At 49.4% G+C, this 18,424-nt stretch carries 19 protein-coding genes; 16 read left to right on the forward strand and 3 right to left on the reverse strand.

The genetic code is table 11. The features are described from left to right. Window positions 1-72 precede the first annotated feature (72 nt). From moaB to PHH59_RS04600, 10 genes are all read left to right on the forward strand, one after another. The gene (gene moaB, locus PHH59_RS04555) at window positions 73-594 is read left to right on the forward strand and encodes a molybdenum cofactor biosynthesis protein B (RefSeq protein ID WP_300011912.1); all 522 of its coding nucleotides are present in this window, start codon (window positions 73-75) and stop codon (window positions 592-594) included. Beyond that, entirely contained in the window at window positions 594-1,013 is a 420-nt protein-coding gene (locus PHH59_RS04560) for a DUF423 domain-containing protein (protein WP_300011915.1), read from the forward strand. Before moaB ends, PHH59_RS04560 begins: the two co-directional genes overlap by 1 nt. Then, window positions 1,013-3,661: an aminopeptidase N gene (gene pepN, locus PHH59_RS04565; protein ID WP_300011918.1), complete on the forward strand. Its 2,649-nt coding sequence runs from the start codon at window positions 1,013-1,015 to the stop codon at window positions 3,659-3,661. The genes PHH59_RS04560 and pepN overlap by 1 nt, the downstream gene beginning before the upstream one ends. Before the next feature lie 275 nt (window positions 3,662-3,936). Then, a complete protein-coding gene (nifB, locus tag PHH59_RS04570) occupies window positions 3,937-5,427 on the forward strand; it encodes a nitrogenase cofactor biosynthesis protein NifB (RefSeq protein ID WP_300011921.1) in 1,491 nt (496 codons plus the stop codon). A gap of 123 nt (window positions 5,428-5,550) precedes the next feature. Next, window positions 5,551-5,829 (forward strand): ferredoxin, encoded by a 279-nt coding sequence (locus PHH59_RS04575; protein ID WP_300011923.1) that lies wholly within the window; start codon window positions 5,551-5,553, stop codon window positions 5,827-5,829. Between the two features lie 14 nt (window positions 5,830-5,843). Next, a complete protein-coding gene (locus PHH59_RS04580; protein WP_300011926.1) occupies window positions 5,844-6,266 on the forward strand; it encodes an ArsC/Spx/MgsR family protein in 423 nt (140 codons plus the stop codon). Beyond that, a complete protein-coding gene (locus tag PHH59_RS04585) occupies window positions 6,259-7,542 on the forward strand; it encodes an FprA family A-type flavoprotein (protein WP_300011929.1) in 1,284 nt (427 codons plus the stop codon). Before PHH59_RS04580 ends, PHH59_RS04585 begins: the two co-directional genes overlap by 8 nt. Window positions 7,543-7,730: 188 nt before the next feature. Further along, window positions 7,731-8,018: a 2Fe-2S iron-sulfur cluster-binding protein gene (locus PHH59_RS04590; RefSeq protein WP_300011932.1), complete on the forward strand. Its 288-nt coding sequence runs from the start codon at window positions 7,731-7,733 to the stop codon at window positions 8,016-8,018. A gap of 25 nt (window positions 8,019-8,043) precedes the next feature. Then, on the forward strand, window positions 8,044-8,394 hold the full coding sequence (locus PHH59_RS04595; RefSeq protein WP_300011935.1) for a 2Fe-2S iron-sulfur cluster binding domain-containing protein: 351 nt from the start codon (window positions 8,044-8,046) through the stop codon (window positions 8,392-8,394). Window positions 8,395-8,396: 2 nt separating this feature from the next. Next, a complete protein-coding gene (locus tag PHH59_RS04600; RefSeq protein WP_300011938.1) occupies window positions 8,397-8,972 on the forward strand; it encodes a nitrogen fixation protein NifQ in 576 nt (191 codons plus the stop codon). On the opposite strand, the gene dcm is transcribed toward PHH59_RS04600, so the two are convergent. Continuing rightward, window positions 8,947-10,230 (reverse strand): DNA (cytosine-5-)-methyltransferase, encoded by a 1,284-nt coding sequence (gene dcm, locus PHH59_RS04605; RefSeq protein ID WP_300011941.1) that lies wholly within the window; start codon window positions 10,228-10,230, stop codon window positions 8,947-8,949. The two genes, PHH59_RS04600 and dcm, sit on opposite strands and share 26 nt — an antisense overlap. A 335-nt stretch (window positions 10,231-10,565) precedes the next feature. On the opposite strand from dcm, the gene PHH59_RS04610 reads away from it, so the two are divergent. The 3 genes from PHH59_RS04610 to PHH59_RS04620 all read left to right on the forward strand — a co-directional run bounded on the left by PHH59_RS04610 (window position 10,566) and on the right by PHH59_RS04620 (window position 13,211). Then, complete coding sequence (locus tag PHH59_RS04610; RefSeq protein WP_300012001.1) at window positions 10,566-11,060, forward strand: PmeII family type II restriction endonuclease; 495 nt, start codon at window positions 10,566-10,568, stop codon at window positions 11,058-11,060. 384 nt (window positions 11,061-11,444) lie between these two features. Beyond that, window positions 11,445-12,839, forward strand: coding sequence for a nitrogenase iron-molybdenum cofactor biosynthesis protein NifE (gene nifE / locus PHH59_RS04615; protein ID WP_300011944.1), 1,395 nt, complete (start codon window positions 11,445-11,447; stop codon window positions 12,837-12,839). A 111-nt stretch (window positions 12,840-12,950) separates the two neighbouring features. Then, the gene (locus PHH59_RS04620; RefSeq protein ID WP_300011947.1) at window positions 12,951-13,211 is read left to right on the forward strand and encodes a hypothetical protein; all 261 of its coding nucleotides are present in this window, start codon (window positions 12,951-12,953) and stop codon (window positions 13,209-13,211) included. Between the two features lie 261 nt (window positions 13,212-13,472). Here the strand turns inward: PHH59_RS04620 and PHH59_RS04625 are convergent, their stop codons facing one another. Beyond that, on the reverse strand, window positions 13,473-14,300 hold the full coding sequence (locus PHH59_RS04625; RefSeq protein WP_300011950.1) for a hypothetical protein: 828 nt from the start codon (window positions 14,298-14,300) through the stop codon (window positions 13,473-13,475). Between the two features lie 208 nt (window positions 14,301-14,508). Next, a complete protein-coding gene (locus PHH59_RS04630; RefSeq protein WP_300011953.1) occupies window positions 14,509-15,015 on the reverse strand; it encodes a DUF1993 family protein in 507 nt (168 codons plus the stop codon). 643 nt (window positions 15,016-15,658) lie between these two features. Here PHH59_RS04630 and PHH59_RS04635 point away from each other — a divergent pair. From PHH59_RS04635 to nifX, 3 genes are all read left to right on the forward strand, one after another. Continuing rightward, entirely contained in the window at window positions 15,659-16,195 is a 537-nt protein-coding gene (locus PHH59_RS04635) for a hypothetical protein (RefSeq protein ID WP_300011956.1), read from the forward strand. Window positions 16,196-16,504: 309 nt separating this feature from the next. Then, window positions 16,505-17,893, forward strand: a complete 1,389-nt coding sequence (gene nifN, locus PHH59_RS04640; RefSeq protein ID WP_300011959.1) for a nitrogenase iron-molybdenum cofactor biosynthesis protein NifN — start codon at window positions 16,505-16,507, stop codon at window positions 17,891-17,893. After that, window positions 17,884-18,369 carry a nitrogen fixation protein NifX gene (nifX, locus tag PHH59_RS04645; RefSeq protein ID WP_300011962.1) on the forward strand — a complete coding sequence of 162 codons (486 nt, stop codon included), beginning with the start codon at window positions 17,884-17,886 and terminating at the stop codon, window positions 18,367-18,369. Before nifN ends, nifX begins: the two co-directional genes overlap by 10 nt. The last annotated feature ends 55 nt before the right edge of the window (window positions 18,370-18,424 follow it).

Consider the following 18,424-nt stretch of genomic DNA (forward strand, 5'->3'; position numbering starts at 1 on the left):
CCCGTCTGTAGCGATAGCGGAACGGGCTACCTGTTAGCCACACAGAAACCAGACTCCCTTTTATTTACTCACATGCCCCCAGAAAAAAGTTTCATCCCCCTCAATCTCGCCATTCTGGTCATTTCCGATACCCGTACCGAAGCCGATGACGTGTCCGGCAAAACCTTGGTCGAGCTGGCGGCACAAGCAGGCCACAGCATCATCGAAAAAAAGATCGTGCCGGACAATATCTACCAAATCCGCGCCGCCATTTCCAATTGGTTTATTGATGATGCGGTCAACGTCATCATCAGCACCGGCGGTACGGGGGTGACGGGCCGCGATGGCACACCCGAAGCGGTGTTGCCCTTGTTGGATAAAGTCTTGGACGGTTTCGGCGAAACCTTCAGGATGCTCTCGTATCAGGAGATTAAAACCTCCACCATCCAATCCCGTGCAATTGCGGGCGTTGCCAACGGTACTTATATCTTTTGCTTGCCCGGTTCCTCAAGCGCCTGCAAAACGGCATGGGAAAACCTGATTAAAGAGCAGCTCGACCACCGCACCCGCCCGTGCAATCTCGTTCAGCTCATGCCCCGTTTAAAGGAAAAATAATGCCTTCAGTTTTCTTGTTTCTTGGCGCAACTTGCGCGTTCCTCGGTGTCGCTTGCGGTGCCTTCGGCGCACACGGCTTAAAAACCCTCATCAGCCCCGAACTGCTGGCCGTTTATCAAACCGGCGTAAATTACCAAATGTGGCATGCCTTGGGTTTACTCGCCATCGGCCTTTTGCGTCAACAAAATCCGGTATCAACATTATTAGTTTGGTCTGGTTGGCTGATGTTTGTTGGCATTTTGATTTTTTCGGGTAGCTTGTATCTATTGGCGGTGCTGGATGAAAAAGCCTTGGGCATGATGACGCCGTTTGGCGGGGTTTGTTTCCTAGTCGCTTGGCTGTTGCTCGCCCTGTCCGCCCTGAAAAAAACCCAACAACCTTCTTCCGCTGGCCCCAAGAAACATAGCAGGTATCATTAATGCGCGACGCAAGCCCCCAAACCACCTATTTAAAAGATTACACGGTCCCTGAATATCTTATTCACAGCGTCGCGTTAAATTTTGTCCTGAATGAAGAACTGACCCACGTCACTTCGCGCCTTAGCTTAAGCCGTAATCCGGCGAGCGCCTCTATTGAAACGGCTTTGGTGCTGGCGGGTGAAAACCTCGGCTTGCAGCGTGTGGTCTTGAATGACGACGCGGAATTGGGGGAGGGCGATTATCTGCAAACGCAAGATACTTTGACGATTTTCAACGTGCCGCAGCAACAGCCGTTCACGTTGACCATAGACAACACCATCAACCCGAAAACCAACACCGCCTTGGAAGGCTTGTACCTGTCCAACGGCATGTTATGCACACAATGTGAAGCCGAAGGTTTCCGCAAAATCACCTATTTTCTTGACCGTCCCGATGTGATGGCGAAATTCACCACCACATTGGTGGCGGACAAAATTCGTTATCCGGTACTGCTGTCCAACGGCAACAAAATCGCCCACAGCGATTTGCCCAACAACCAACATTCGGTGACGTGGGAAGACCCGTTCAGCAAACCTTGCTACTTGTTCGCGTTGGTGGCGGGGCAATTGGAATGTTTGGAAGACCACTTCATTACCCAATCGGGCCGCGGCATTAGCTTGCAGATTTTTGTCGAGCCGCATGATCTGGACAAATGCGCCCATGCCATGCAGTCGCTGAAAAACGCCATGCGTTGGGACGAACAAGTTTACGGCTGTGAATACGATTTAGATTTGTACATGATCGTCGCCGTCAGCCATTTCAATATGGGCGCGATGGAAAACAAAGGCTTGAACGTGTTCAACACCAAGTTTGTGTTGGCCCGCCCCGACACCGCCACCGATTCCGATTATGAACATATCGAAGGCGTGATTGCCCACGAATATTTCCACAACTGGACCGGCAACCGCATCACCTGCCGTGACTGGTTCCAGCTCAGTTTGAAAGAAGGCTTCACGGTGTTCCGCGACCAAGAGTTCACCGGCGACCGCACCTCCAAAGCCGTCAAACGCATTGAAGATGTCAATATGCTCCGCACCCGCCAGTTTGCCGAAGACGCCGGCCCTTTGGCGCATCCTATCCGTCCCGATGCCTACATCGAAATCAATAATTTCTACACCTTGACCGTGTACGAAAAAGGCGCGGAAGTCGTGCGCATGATCCACACTTTGCTGGGTGCGGAAGGTTTCCGCAAAGGCAGTGACTTGTATTTTGCCCGCCATGACGGACAAGCCGTGACTTGCGAAGATTTTGTCAAGGCGATGGAAGCCGCGAACACTGTCGATTTAAGCCAGTTCCGCCGCTGGTACAGCCAAGCCGGAACGCCCGTGTTGACGGTCAGCCATGCTTACAACGCCGCCGCGCAAACTTTGACGCTGAGCATCAAACAACATTGCCCGCCCACGCCAGGCCAAACCGTGAAAGAACCGCTGCATATCCCGGTTAAAGTGGGGCTGATTTATCCCGATGGCTCCATCGCGCCTTGCCAATTAGACGGCGGTGCGTCTGCCGATGAAGTGATTTTAGAATTGACCGAAGCCGAGCAAGATTTTGTCTTCACGGGCCTAACCGCTAATCCTGCCATTTCGGTGTTACGCGGTTTTTCTGCCCCCGTGAAATTGGTCATGGAGCGAAGTCTGGAAGAGCTGGCATTTTTGTTAAGCCATGACAGCGACACCTTCAACCGTTGGGAAGCAGGCCAGCAATTGGTCGGGCAAGTCATCAGCGGCCTGATTGCCGATGTCCAAAACAACCGCGAATTACGCCTGGCCCCGATCATCATCGAAGCCTTTAGGCAAGTCCTAGCCCGGCCGTGGGAAGATTTATCCTACTTCTCGCTGTTACTGAGCTTGCCGTCGGAAACCTATCTGGCGGAACAAATGGAAGTCATCGACGTGGTCGCCATCCACAAAGCGCGTGAGTTCGTCAAACTCACACTGGCCGAAAATTTGCAAAATGCCTTGCAAACGGTGTACTTGAATAATCATTGTGATGAATCCGGCAAGTTTGATGCCGGTGCGATAGGCCGCCGCCGCATCAAAAACACTTGCTTGAATTACCTGTGCAGCTTGGATGATCCGGCAATTAAAAACTGGGCGCACCAACAATTTAAGACCGCCAAAAACATGACCGACCAAATGGCGGCCTTAAGCGTCATGGTCAACAACCCGCACTATGCCAGACGGCAATGCCTCGCCGATTTTTACCAACAATGGCAACACGAAGCTTTGGTCATCGACAAATGGTTCGCCCTGCAAGCCTCCAGCCCCACGCCGGACACTTTCGCCACCGTGCAAGCCCTGATGAATCATCCGGCGTTTGACCTGGGCACACCCAACCGGGTGCGGGCCTTGATCGGCGCGTTCAGCCAAACCAACCCCTTGCATTTCCACGCCGCCAACGGCCAAGGCTACCAATTCCTCGCCGACCAGATCATCGCCCTTAATACGCTGAATCCGCAAGTCGCCTCCCGCATGATCAGCGCGTTGACCTCATGGCGACACTACGACACGGGCCGCCAAGCCCTGATGACCGCGCAACTGGAGCGCATCATGTCCACCGAAGCAATTTCTAAAGATGTTTATGAGATTGCCAGCAAGAGTTTGGCCTAAAAATCATGGTAGACCGGAAACACCTATTCCCGCTTACCGCTCGAATAGGCTTATTCCGGCTTACAGGGTTACTGTTAATTTCGTTCGATTATAGGATGTTTGCCATCAAACTTGTGGGGTTCACAACAAAACCAAAATCCTTAGCTGTAACTTTTGTAACAAAGCACTCTGTCACGAAAAATTATTTTCAATTAAATCAATAAGATAATTTTAAAATATCCCTTGGCACGGCCTGTGCATTATCTCTTGAAAATGTCACTAACGAGGCCATCACCATGCAATTACCCGTATTAAATGAAGCCCCTGCGGCAAAAGGCGGCTGCTCTGCCAGCTCTTGCGGTACCACCGACAACCAAATGGACACGCTGCCCGATTCGATCCGGGAAAAAGTCCAGAACCATCCGTGTTACTCCGAAGACGCACATCATTATTTTGCGCGTATGCACGTTGCGGTGGCGCCGGCTTGTAACATCCAATGCCATTACTGCAACCGGAAATACGATTGCGCTAACGAATCACGCCCTGGCGTGGTCTCGGAATTGTTGACCCCGGATCAAGCCGTCAAGAAAACGATGGCCGTGGCGGCGACGATTCCGCAAATGACGGTGTTGGGTATTGCAGGGCCTGGCGATCCATTAGCCAATCCCGAACGCACGTTTGAAACTTTCCGCCGTTTGAGCGAAGAAGCACCGGACATTAAATTGTGCGTATCGACTAATGGCCTGGCTTTGCCGGATGCCGTGGAAGAGTTGTCGAAACACAATATCGACCATGTCACCATCACCATCAACTGCGTGGACCCTGAAATCGGCGCGAAGATTTATCCGTGGATTTTCTGGAACAATAAGCGCATCAAGGGCAAAAAAGCCGCGAAGATTCTGATCGACCAGCAACAAAAAGGTTTGGAGATGCTGATTGCCAAAGGCATACTGGTCAAGGTCAATTCGGTGATGATTCCGGGTGTCAACGACCAGCATTTGGCGGAAGTCAGCCGTGTCGTCAAATCCAAAGGCGCGTTTTTGCATAATGTTATGCCGCTGATTGCCGAAGCTGAACACGGTACGTTCTACGGTGTGATGGGCCAACGCGGGCCGACTCCCGATGAATTGCAAGACCTGCAAGATAGCTGTTCCGGCGACATGAACATGATGCGCCATTGCCGCCAGTGCCGTGCCGATGCGGTGGGCTTGCTCGGTGAAGATCGCGGCGATGAATTTACGATTGATAAAATCGAAGAAATGGACATCGACTATTCGGCGGCGATGGAAAAACGCAAAGTCATCCATCAGGCGATCCAGGAAGAAATGGACAGCAAACGCTTGGAAAAGGCCGCCAAAGTTGAGCAGTTTAAAGCTGAGCCTAAATTATCAACACGTCCCGTGCTGATGGCGGTGGCTACCGCCGGACAGGGATTGATCAACGTCCATTTCGGTCACGCCAAAGAGTTCTTGATTTACGAAGCTTCGCCGGATGGTGTGCGCTTTATCAGCCACCGCAAAGCCGACCAATATTGTGGCGGCGACAGCACTTGCGGCGATGGCGAAAGTGTCCTGCAACAAACCGTCCGTGCTTTGGCGGGTTGTGAAGCGGTGTTGTGTTCCAAAGTCGGCTACGAGCCGTGGGACATGCTGGAAGCGGCGGGCATTATGCCGAACGGTGAACATGCGATGGAGCCGATTGAAGACGCGGTCTTGGCGGTTTACAAGGAAATGGCGGCGGCCGGCAAGTTGGACGACAAAGTAGAAGCGATTAGGGCGAGTGCATAAATAAGTTGTTGTTTTGTGTAGTGTGGTTGGGTGTAGGGGGTAAGTTGGGCCGCCATGATGTGACGGCCCAACATGCCGCTACAGTTAATCGGTGAACCACATCCTAGCTTCCAGGAGTTTGTCATGGCAGTAAAAATTATTGAGACTTGCGTGAATTGTTTTGCTTGCGAGCCGGTTTGTCCAAGTAAGGCGATTTACGAAGCCAAACCGCATTTTAAGGTCAACCCGAATAAATGCACCGAATGCGAAGGTGATTATCCGGTGTTCCAATGCGCGAGCATCTGCCCGATTGAGGGCGCGATTTTGAATTCTTTGGGCGAAGCGGTCAACCCGCCTGGCTCGCTGACAGGCATTCCGCCGGAACGCATGGCGGAAGCGATGGCTGAGTTACAGTCCCATTAATTGAGGACATCCTGATGGCTACGGTTTATTTTTACGAAAAACCCGGCTGCATAAACAACACCCGGCAAAAACAATTGTTAGTGGCGGCGGGCCATCAGGTTGAAGCCAGGAATTTATTGACCGAAAGCTGGGATGCCGGGCGTTTACGGGCATTTTTTGGCGGTCTGCCGGTACGCGATTGGTTTAATTACAGCGCACCGGCGATTAAATACGGTGAAGTTGGGCCAGATAAGCTTGGTGAACAAGAAGCCTTGGTGTTGATGCTGGCGGAGCCATTGTTAATCCGTCGTCCGTTAATGCAGGTTGGCGATAGTTTGATGGCTGGTTTTGACCAACAAAAAGTGGATGCTTGGATAGGTTTGGCTAAAACCGAAGCGGCTACAGATTTGGAAACGTGTCCCAGAACACTTGCCCAAGCAAGTTGCAGCCATGAGTAAGCCGCCGGTATTAAATCTTAATGGCATACCGCAAGCTGTTGCCTTATCGGAGCGGGTGCATTGGGTCGGTGCTTTAGACCCGAATTTACGCACCTTTGACATCATTTTAAAAACGGCTAACGGTACGACGTACAACGCTTATGTCGTCAGGGGCAGTGAAGGCGTGGCTGTGGTTGACACGGTCAAGGAAGCCTATGCCAATGATTTTTTTACCCGTTTGGAGTCGGTCGCCCGTTATGACGAGATTAAAGTCATCGTCTTGAACCATCTGGAACCTGACCATACCGGCGCGTTACCGGAGCTGATGCGCCGTGCGCCGCAAGCCTGCGTCTATATTTCCCAGAAAGCGCAATCCATGCTCAAGGCTTTGTTAAAACAGGATGAATTTGCTTATACGCCGGTCATGACAGGCGACCAAGTCTCCTTGGGCGACCGCAGTCTGGAGTTTCTGCATACCCCGTATTTACATTGGCCGGATACCCAATGCACTTATTTGCCGGAAGAAAAGATACTCTTTTCCGGCGATGTGTTTGGCTGCCATTTTTGCGACAGCCGTTTGTTCAACGACGAAGTCGGCGATTTCCGTTTCTCGTTTGAATATTACTACGCCCACATCATGCGGCCGTTTAAAGAATATGTGAACCGGGCCTTGGATTTGGTCGAGCCGTTGCTGCCGGTGCAAAAAATCTTGCCGGCGCATGGCCCGTTATTGCGTGACCAACCGCAACGCTATGTACAGCGTTATCGGGAATTATCAAGTTCCGCCTTACAAAGCGAAATCAGTGCCGGCGAAAAAACCCTGCTGATTTTTTATATCAGTTCCTACGGCAACACGCGGCGGATGGCGGAAGCCATCTATGAAGGCGCGATGGCGGTGGAACATGTGCGCGTTTCCCTGTATGACCTGGAAGGCAGCGAAATCGCCCCGTTTGTCGATCTAATTGAAGGCGCGGACGGCATTATGTTCGGCACCCCCACCATCAACGGCGATGCGGTCAAACCCGTGTGGGATTTGCTGTCGTCATTGGCCGTCGTCAATCTTAAATCCAAACTGGGTGGCGTGTTCGGTTCTTATGGCTGGACGGGGGAGGGCGTGAAAATGGTTGAAGACCGCTTGCGTGGTCTCAAGTTGCGTGTGCCGATTCCTGGCATACGCATCAAGCTAATACCGACAGAAGAAGAAATCCAGCTCTGTTGGCAATTCGGTCATGATATTGCATTGGACTTAATGGGTATAAGACCATCCAAAGTGATAGATATGGCAGATTTGGCGTAATTGGATATAAGCACATAAAATCTAGGGTAGGAAGCGCGTAGCATTTCAAACTTGAATATCGAAGAGTTTGAAAAGGATGCGCATTTATGCCCCAGAGGGTACAGCGTATCCTACATCTGCTTTGCCAGCTTTCAAACCGGCATACCAGAAATAATTTTAATAACCCCCCCCCAATAGGAGTTTAACTCATGGCGAAAGCAACGATCACCTTTGAAGACATCAACGTCACCGTAACCGCACCCGCCGGAACGCGGATCATCGAAATTTCCGAAAAAGTCGGCTCAGGCATCACCTATGGTTGCCGTGAAGGCGATTGCGGCACGTGCATCATGAAGGTGACTGAAGGTTGGAGCAACTTGACCGAGCCATCCGTGCTGGAAGACAAAGTCCTGCGTGAAAACATGGCGGGCAAACATAACCGTCTGGCGTGCCAAGCGCAGGTGCTGGGCGGTATCATTAAAGTCAGGCCGGTTTAATAAAACACACACTTAGGAGCAAATCATGGCATTAGTCACCTTTTCAAACCCTGAATACCGCGACAAAACTGTCTATGCGGTCGCGGGCAGCCACACCCAAACGCTGTTAAAACTGGCCCGTGAGAACAAAATCCCCATCAATTTTGAATGCGAAGATGGCGAATGCGGCACTTGCTTGGTTAAAGTGAGCAGTGTCGATAAAAAACTCGAACGCATGGGCGGTACATTGACGGAAAAAGAAAAAGCCGTGTTAAGGCAATGCGGCAAAATGGGCAAGGAAGAACTGGAGCAAGTGATCGTCGATGACTTGCCGCCACCTTGGCGTTTGGCTTGCCAAATGATCGTCAGGGACGAAGACATACTGGTCGAATATTAACCATGTCCGCCGTCCTCCGACTCCAGGATAACCGGGAACAGCTCTATGCCTGGTTAAAACCCGAAACTAGGGTTACTCCCAATCATGAATGGCTGGCTTGCATACTAGCCAGTTGGTGTGACGGGCAGGGCATGTTGCCCGATTACCTGGGGTTGGAGAGCGGGCAGTTTAAAGTTTTAAGCTACCATTTTTTCCCCGGCGTCCAGCTTCCAGAACAAGCCCCATCGGGCAGCGTATTGGATTTTAGCCGGATGCTGGAAAAAGACGATTTGGTGAACCTGCTCAAACGCTACAGCAAACTGGAAACGCCAGAAACCGATTGGATGATAGCCATCATCGTCGCCGGCTGTTTGGGCAACGACCATCTCTGGCAAGACCTGGGGCTGTGGTCGCGCTCGCAGCTCAGTGCGATGTTGCACTACAATTTCCCCGAACTCGCCGCCAAAAATGACAAAAACATGAAGTGGAAAAAGTTCTTGTACAAACAACTTTGCGAGGAGGAAGGCATTTACATCTGCCGTGCGCCTTCGTGTGAGGTTTGTATTGATTATCCTAAATGTTTTGGTGCTGAAGGGTAGCATCGCAACAAGCCATTATTACTTTTTCTTCGAGCTGTTGGTTGTAATAACCGTTCAGCGTCCGAACAATCGCCCTACCCATCGCCTCAGCAAGATTCACGGGGACGGCATTGCCTATTTGTGCATACTGGGAAGTCAGGGAGCCTGCGAACTCCCAATCGTCGGTAAAGGTTTGGATTCTGGCGTATTCCCTTACGGTAAAAGGCCGGGTTTCTTCGGGATGGCATCTTTCTGTCTGTTTTTGGGCAGGGGCGCAGGTCAGTGTCAAACACGGTTCATCCCAAGAAATACGCCTCGCCATCCCCGTTTTCCCGCCGCTCAAATGGAAAGAGCCTTTCATATAAGATTTTTGCAGTTCCATCGGTAAATCACGCCAATACCCGCCAGGTGGGATCAGGGCCATGATTTCCCGCTTGTCTTTTGGATAGGCTTGCCCAGGCGACAATGGCACGTCCGTTGCAAAAAGCCGGCCTTTTTTTAAGGCATCCCTCAGGGTAAAAATGTCTTTGCTCTCCACAGGCCATTCAAAATTAAGCCCCGCGCCTTTTTTCAAGCCAACAATAAACACCCGTTCCCGTTTTTGTGGTACCCGATAAAAAATCGCCTTTAATAGACGTGGCGGAACAATGTTGTAACCGAGTTCATCCAGCACGGAAATCATCCCTTCAATGGTTTTGCCATCTTGATGTTGCAACAGTCCCCTGACATTTTCGGCGATACAAATGAGCGGCTGGATTTCTTTTACGGCTCTGGCGAATTCAAAAAACAACGTGCCTCTGGCGTCTTCAAACCCCAAGCGTTTGCCGGCAAAGGAAAAGGCTTGGCAAGGAAAGCCCCCCGTCAGCACATCCACTTTACCCGCATAAGGCGTAAAATCAATTGCCGCGACATCGCCTTCAAGCACTTGCCATTCGGGGCGGTTTAACCTCAACGTCGCACAGGCGTTTTTATCAATTTCCGAAAGGAGCAGGTTCGATAACCCTGCTTTTTCTAAGCCAAGCGCGAGTCCTCCCGCGCCTGCAAACAATTCGATGGCGTTGTATTTTCTTAAAGGAGGTTCTATTGTCTGTTCATCCGATGCGTTGAACAGGAAACCAATTTTTTCAAATTGTTCCAAGTCACGGGATTTATAGACACGGTAATTGTTGATGGGGTGTCTTACCGGAGTCAGCTTGCCCGATTTGTCCCAACGTCTTAACGTTTCTTTAGTGGTTCCGAGCATATCGGCAACTTCAGATAAGGAATAAAAGGCTTTCATAAATAACCATGTGTAATGTTGTTGTATAGGTTATTTTATTGGAGTCTGTGAATTTGTGTTCGGCTATTTTCATGCCAAAATCACCTTAACTTAAACAACCGCAAGATTAATTATGACCGAGCAAGAAAAACAAGCCATATTAGACAAAGTGAAGATGTGGTTTAGGGAAGTAATTATTCCCAACCATATAAAAACACGTTGAAATTAGCAAATCCCAGCGAATTTGATATTAATCCATTCCTAGTCCCCTACATTGCGGCGTTTTTAACAGGGGAACTCTCGCCGAAATCCGTAGCTAAAGCACTTCTTTACCCTAGGGGGTATTAGGTTCTTCAATTACGACTTCTTTTGGGCAAAATATGCAGATGTTTATTTCTGGGGTTTTGAATTCGTATGGTTCGTTAGTCCAAGGAATTGATATTGAATTTATTGACGCGTTGGATGGTAGAAAAAAATACTGCCAAGCTAAGCTTGGCCCTAACACAATTAACAAAGACGATGTTGAAACTATCCATAATCATTTCAGGCAAGCTAAGAATTTAGGAAAAACCAATAACTTACCCGTACAACAATATGATCTTGTGGTGGGTATTTTGTATGGGGAGCCAGGGCAGGAGAGCAACCACTATAAAAGCCTAAGAGATAAATACGATTATTCCCTGTTTATCGGTCAGGATTTTTGGCATCGGTTGACAGGTGATGAAGGGTTCTATTCTGCATTAAAGAAAGCCATCGCAGATGTTGCTGTCGAAGCAAAAGGCTCAGACATGCTAAATGAAGTGGCCGAAACCCTTTCCCAAACGGATACCATTAAGCAATTGGCACGGTAGTTTTTTAGTGCGGGCAATGCTATTAGCCCATCACTTTATTGGTAGCAATTTGATCCCCCTATTTTGCTTGTCCTAATTGCGTGTTTTAAAAGTCTCGATGCTGTAAAAATCGGTCACAATTAACTGGGTTGTCCGAACGTAACAAGGGAAAGTTGGATAAAATCACCTTGTTTCAAGATGATTTTGATCTAAAAAACATCGGTTTTCACCATCGCCGGACTTTTAAAACACGCTCTAAGCAGCCATTATCCATGGCAAATTTTCCTCATTGTCCGTTTTCCTACAAGATAAAGTTGAATAAAAATACATGATTTCAATAAGATAAGTTATGGCATACCGTTTGCTGTTAATTTGTTAAATAAATAAAGCTATTGGGTTAAAGCCATGAAATCGACTAAAGACATTGCGGCGTTGCTGGACGAACCCGCCTGCGAGCATAACAAAAAGGAAAAATCCGGTTGCGCCAAACCCAAACCCGGTTCGGCGGCGGGTGGTTGCGCGTTTGACGGGGCGCAGATCGCCTTGTTGCCGATTGCCGATGTCGCCCATATCGTCCACGGGCCTATCGCCTGTGCGGGCAGCTCCTGGGACAACCGGGGGACACGTTCATCCGGCGCGGATTTGTACCGCATCGGCATGACCACGGATTTGACCGAGCAGGACATCGTCATGGGCCGCGCCGAAAAGCGGTTGTTCCATGCCATCAAACAGGCGGTGGAGACTTACACGCCGCCAGCGGTGTTTGTCTACAACACTTGCGTTCCGGCCTTGATCGGCGACGACATCAACGCCGTCTGCAAATCCGCGCAGGAACTGTGGGGCGTCCCGGTGGTGCCGATAGATTGCGCCGGTTTTTATGGCACGAAAAACCTGGGTAACCGGATTGCGGGCGATGCGATGGTCAACCATGTGATCGGCACCCGCGACCCCGACCCCTTGCCCGTGGTGGAATCCGCGCCATCGGGTATGCGTGTCCATGATGTGAACTTGGTCGGCGAATACAATATCGCGGGCGAATTCTGGCATGTCTTGCCGCTGTTGGACGAACTGGGCTTGCGTATCTTATGCACCTTGTCCGGCGATGCCCGGTTCCGCGAAGTGCAGACCATGCACAAGGCGGAAGTGAACATGATGGTCTGCTCGAAAGCGATGATCAATGTCGCCCGTAAATTGCAGGACAAATATGGCACACCGTGGTTTGAAGGCAGTTTTTACGGCATCACCGACACCAGCCAGGCCCTGCGTGATTTTGCCAAGACTTTGCATGATGATGACCTGACCGCCCGCACCGAACAATTGATAGCCCGCGAAGAAAGCCGCATCCGCGCCGAATTGGAACCGTGGAAAGCCCGTTTGCAAGGCAAGCGCGTGTTGCTGTTCACGGGCGGCGTAAAAAGCTGGTCGGTGATTTCCGCCTTGCAGGATTTGGGCATGGTCGTGGTCGCCACCGGCACCAACAAATCCACCGAGGAAGACAAGGCAAGGATACGCGAGCTGATGGGCGAAGACACGCTGATGATTAACGACGGCAGCCCGAAAGAGCTGATCCGTATCGTGCATGATTATAAGGCCGACATCCTGATTGCCGGAGGCCGCAATATGTACACGGCTTTGAAAGCGAAAATCCCGTTTTTGGATATTAACCAGGAGCGGGAATTTGGCTATGAAGGCTATCAGGGGATGCTGGAATTAGTCAGGCAATTGGCCTTGACGATTGAAAGCCCGGTTTGGGAAGCGGTGCGTGCGCCTGCGCCTTGGAAGCTTAAAAAGGCGGCGTGATCTGTTTCCCCCAGATTTCGGGGTAGAAAAGCCGCCATTTTCCTAGATTGACAAAATCCCGGTGCATCCATACTATGCCAGCATATTGCTTTCATTTTATAAGGTGTACCCATGAGCAATCTGTCTATACGCGGCATCGACCCCGAACTCGCCACAACACTTAAACAGCAAGCCCAAGCCAGCGGCAAAAGCGTCAACCAATTGGTGCTTGACGTGTTAAAAGAACACTTAGGTCTGCATAAAAAAAAGCAATTCACCCAAGAACACCACGATTTGGATTTCCTGTTCGGGCAGTGGACAGAGGCTGAATTTAAGCAAATCCAAAACCACATCGACCAAGCCTCGCAAATTGATGATGAGATTTGGCAATGAATGCGTTTTTGATCGACACCAATCTTTATTCTTAGGATTTGGCAATTAATAATTTCCCGATATGAAGACCTGACAGGTTTTTGAAACCTGTCAGGTCTCTAGGGCTCCAGGAATGGTTCAGGGACGTTATTTTTAGCCAAATTCTTATGGCTGTGCGTCCTCAAAAGTCTGGCAGTCCGTGGCACTGGTGAAACGTCAATGCCCAATGGCAGTTACAGATTCACCACTACCCAACTTATTAAGAATTCTGGAAAATTAATATTAGGACTTCTCTCTCAATTCATCAAACAATGCTATGTGGCTAGATTCGTTTAAATCTGGAAAAAACTCTTGGCTAGATATTGCCGTTATAAATACTTCGCCATCGTCGTTTAGTTTGATATCAATAATTTTTGTTTTTTTCAAAAAAAACTCTAGACCTTTATCAAACGTTAAAAACTCTACAACTACCCTTCCGTTTCCATATTTGTTAAAAACGGCTTGTATGTGTCCCAGCCTCGATATTAACAATATGTCGTTCAAGGCATTATATGCCGCTTTATTTTTTGAATCTTCGGCAATGTTTTTTTTTGGTTTTAGAATTGATCTTACATCATTATTGCCATATAAAACTGCCAAACAGCAGATAACAATGGGATGAGCGAGAGGAATATTATTTTTCTTAGCCAGTTGTAGAATATCTGATTTATATTTCGGTCGATTTGCCTTGCTAATTGATTGATATAACATTTCCTGAATAACTTTTAAAAAATCTATATATCCAACCCAGTTGCCTTCGATGTTTTCGCTAAAAATATTTGCTATTTCATTGGCAGCGACTTCAATAAAACCAGAATCTGTTCTGGCATGAAGAAAAAAATCAGAAACTGCCGCAGATTCCACCTTGATTGTATTTAGCTTTTGTTCTTCGTCCTCTCTTTTGCCTATTTGCCCCTCTATTATTGATAGCATTGGGCTTACGATAAAAGACTCCTTATCAAACTGCCTTAATTTACGAAGCCTCTTAAGCATCTCTGGATCAGGTTTTTTCCCAGCTAAATTTTCCTTGATACAAGAAATAGCATTTCTATCTAAGAAAATGAATTTCAACATCTTGCCCTCGCATGTAATTTTGTAAATATACGATGAATCTACCAACAAGCATTATTGCTGTAATATGTAGGTTGTTGAATATTCAGTTTGTTATTGGGGATAGGTACATCTCCCCAACCTACAGTCCTAATCGCTAGCGTAATAATCCCCCAACAAACAAAAAAGATGGGCAGAACCGCCTTGCCCACCTCGTTATTGCCCCCGATTAATAAGCCCCCACAAAATCCAGTTTGCCCAGTTCCACGCCGTTGTGGCGCAAGATGGCGTAGGCGGTGGTGAGGTGGAAATAAAAATTGGGGTAGACGAAATGCAGCAAATAGGCTTGGCCTAAAAAGCCCAGCTCCCGGCTGTGGCTGCTCAAGGTGATCGGTTTTTCTTCGCTGCCATCAATTTGCTCGGCACTGATGCTACGCAAAAATGTGGTGGTTTTGGCGATACGCGCTTGCAATTGCGCGAAGCTGGTTTCGTTGTCTTCATAACTGGGCACGGCTATGCCCGCGAGCCGTGCGGCGCAGCCTTTCACCATATCCGTCGCAATTTGGATTTGGCGGCTGAGCGGGTACATGTCGGGGGCTAAACGGGCATTTATAAAAATACTTTGATCGATTTTTTTGGCTTCGGCATGGGTGGCGGCTTTGTCGAGTATTGCCGACATATTCTCCAGCATCCGCACAAACAAAGGGATGGAAGCTTGGTACATGGACAGTTGCATAGGATTTTCTCGTGTGAAGTTGAGGAATGGTGTTAGTCGTGTAGGCTGGTCAACGTTATGCCCCGAGGTACGCCGTTTATAGCGCAAAAGGAGTCCCCACGGCATAAAGGCAAGAATAGCATTGCCCCCTACATCATAGTGGTAATTGATGATTTTGCACATCCGCCATTTGTAACAGCAGCCAATCATTCGCTTATTGCCATTATCCTTAAATCAAGCAACTTAGGATTTGGCTAAAAACAATTTCCCTGAAGCATTCTTGAAACCCTAGACCTGAAAGGTTTCAAAAACCTGTCAGGTTTTAATATCGGGAAGTTATTAATGGCCAAATCCTTAACATCTATCCATACAGACATCTGCTTAGGAATGGGCATGGAATAAATTCGCGGATCAAGACCTGTCAGGTTTCTTGTGCCCCAGAGGGTATCAAAACCTGACAGGTCTGACGAGCCGATGCGGAAATTATTTCATGCACATTCCTTATCAATAACCGCTACATACCTGCTACTTTCTTATCGATTTCAATCCCCTCTTGCAATTTCCCAAAAATAAGGTATGAAGTAATTATTATTTGTGATATTTTTCACTAGAATTTTGGTAATTTTTCACATTTTATTTCTGATTGAGAGGTGACGTAGATTTTATGGAATGCCGAAGGATAAAAATTTTTAATGGAATGGAATTTGATGCGCCTCGCCACATTGTCAGGATAGACATTATTGGTGTTAAAACCACGCACGGCTGGCAAGTCCGTTATGGTAAGCCGTGGAAGTTTTTTTCTGACCATTCAGCGAATGGCACGGGCGCACAACAGGCTTTGGTAAACGCAATTGACGAGCTGAACAAACGCATTGCCACCTTACCCGCGCCGACTGGAATTAGGCAGAAAATATCCACCAACAAATCGTCCAGTTTGCCGTCGGGCATCTCCGGGCCGTTCCAACGTTTGCGTAAAGGCCGGAATACACCCAGCCATTATCTTCAAGTGACTCTGCCCATACACGGTGGAAAATCCAAAAATACCCAAGTGTACATTGGCTCGGAGAACACGCTGACGGAAGAGCGCATCCAGTTGGCGGTCTTAAAGTCGGTGGCTTTGCGGCAAAAATACATCGCAAAATATCAAGATTCCGCAACCCAATCGAAACGCGCGAAAATGCTGGCGAGCATGGCTGGGTAAAACGGCTTTTGGAGTAAAAAACTTGTTTTTACCCCGTACTCAAATTAAACCCCCTGTCCAAATCTGCGGATAGGGGTGTCCTTGTTCTTTTCGAGGGCCAACCAATCCCATTGGGTTTCCGGTAAAGCCGTTAAAGCAACAATCCCACACGTCACTTAAGCTTTTGTCGGGTTTGCTACAATATTAATTCCTACAAAATGCTTTTAATTCAATAGCATAAATTCTGGCATCATGTTTGCATTGGTCATAACAAACCCTGTTCCGCAGGAATTGTTGACTTAATCCCACGCCGCAACGCAAGTTGGCAACATGACCGAAATCCTAAAACGCAACAAAGCTTTGTCCGTCAATCCGTTGAAAGCAAGCCAACCCACAGGCGGCACGTTGGCGACCTTGGGCTTCAACCGCGCCATGCCCATGTTGCACGGCTCGCAAGGCTGCACGGCGTTTGCCAAGGTGTTTTTCGTGCGCCATTTCCGCGAACCAATCCCGCTGCAAAGTACCGCGATGGACCAGGCCAGCTCGGTGTTGGGAGCGGATGAAAATGTCCGCGAAGGCATCCGCGTCATCGCCGAAAAATCCCGCCCTGCCTTGATCACTATTTTGACGACGGGCCTCGCCGAAACCCAAGGCGCAGACGTACACCGCAATGTGCGTGAATTCCGTGAAGCGAATCCTGAATACGCCGATGTTGCCGTAGTTGCCGTCAACACGCCGGATTTCACCGGCAGTGTCGAGACCGGTTATACCCTGACCTTGACCGAAATCATCCGTGCGTTGGTGCCCGATGCCAAAGACGCGGGGACTTATCCTGGCAAACGCAAGCGGCAAGTGAACGTCTTGGTCAGCTACATGCTCACACCCGGCGATTTGGAAGCCTTGCGCGATTTGTTTGAACAATTCCAACTGCGTCCCGTGTTTGTCCCCGATTTGTCCGATTCCTTGGATGGTTGCCTGACCGATGATGATTTCAGCCCCGTGACCATCGGTGGTACGCCCATTTCGGAAATGGCGACGCTGGGCGATGCTTTGGCCACCGTGGTCATCGGTGCCTCGTTGCAAAAACCAGCGGAATTGTTGGAGCAGAAAACCGGCGTAAAAACCTATTTTCTCGACCATCTCTACGGCCTAAAAGCCAATGACGCGCTGATTAGCGCCTTGGCGGAAATCAGCGGCAATGACGTGCCGGAGCGCATCGAGCGGCAACGGCAACAATTGCAAGATGCCATGCTCGACACCCATTTCATGCTCGGACAACTGCGCGTCGCCATCGCCGCCGATGCCGATTTGCTTGCCGCGTTTGTCACCTTATTGCAGGAAATGGGCGCGGACGTGGTCGCGGCGGTCACGTCCTGCAACACGTCATCGCTTGCCAACATCCCTGTCGCCAGCATCAAAATCGGTGATTTGGAAGACATGGAAATCATCGGGCGGGCGAACAAGGCGCAATTAGTGATCGGCAATTCCCACGCTGTCGATACTGCCGAACGCTTGGGTACGCCGATTTTGCGGGCGGGTTTCCCTCTGTACGACATCATCGGCGGCTACCAAAAAACCTGGATCGGTTATCGCGGCACCCGCCAGACGCTGTTTGATTTGGCGAATCTGGTGATCAACTTTTCACACGAAGAAATCCCTGCTTATCACTCAGTGTACGGACAAAAACCCGCCAGCGAGCAGGCCGCGTCATGTCACTGACCCGCCGCCTGAATATCGTGCCAGACTCCGATGAGGAAAAATTTATGCAAACCGCGTTAAAAATCGCCTTCGCCACCACCGATATGGAAACCGTCAACCAGCATTTTGGTTCGGCGAAATCCTTCGCCGTCTATGCCGTGGACATGGAAGAGGCCCACCTGTTGGAAGCCGCCGAGTTTGGCGCACTGAACCAAGACGGCAATGAGGATAAATTGTCGGTGAAACTGGATTTGCTGGACGGTTGTGCGGCGGTGTATTGCCAAGCCGTGGGCGGGTCGGCGATTAACCAATTGATTGCCCGCAACATCCAGCCTGTGAAAGTGCATGAAGGCAGCAAGATCAAGGATTTGATCGTCGATTTGCAGAACGAGATGAAAGCCGGGCCATCCAGTTGGCTGGCGAAAGCGATCAGCCAAAACAAAGGCCCGGATCCTGAACGCTTTAATAAAATGGCGGATGAGGGTTGGGATGAGTAGCCGCTATCGTTTCCGGCATAACGCCCACGTCGGATACCGGAATAACCAGAATATA

It is taken from the genome of Methylovulum sp., from assembly GCF_028687615.1.
Classification (GTDB): domain Bacteria; phylum Pseudomonadota; class Gammaproteobacteria; order Methylococcales; family Methylomonadaceae; genus Methylovulum.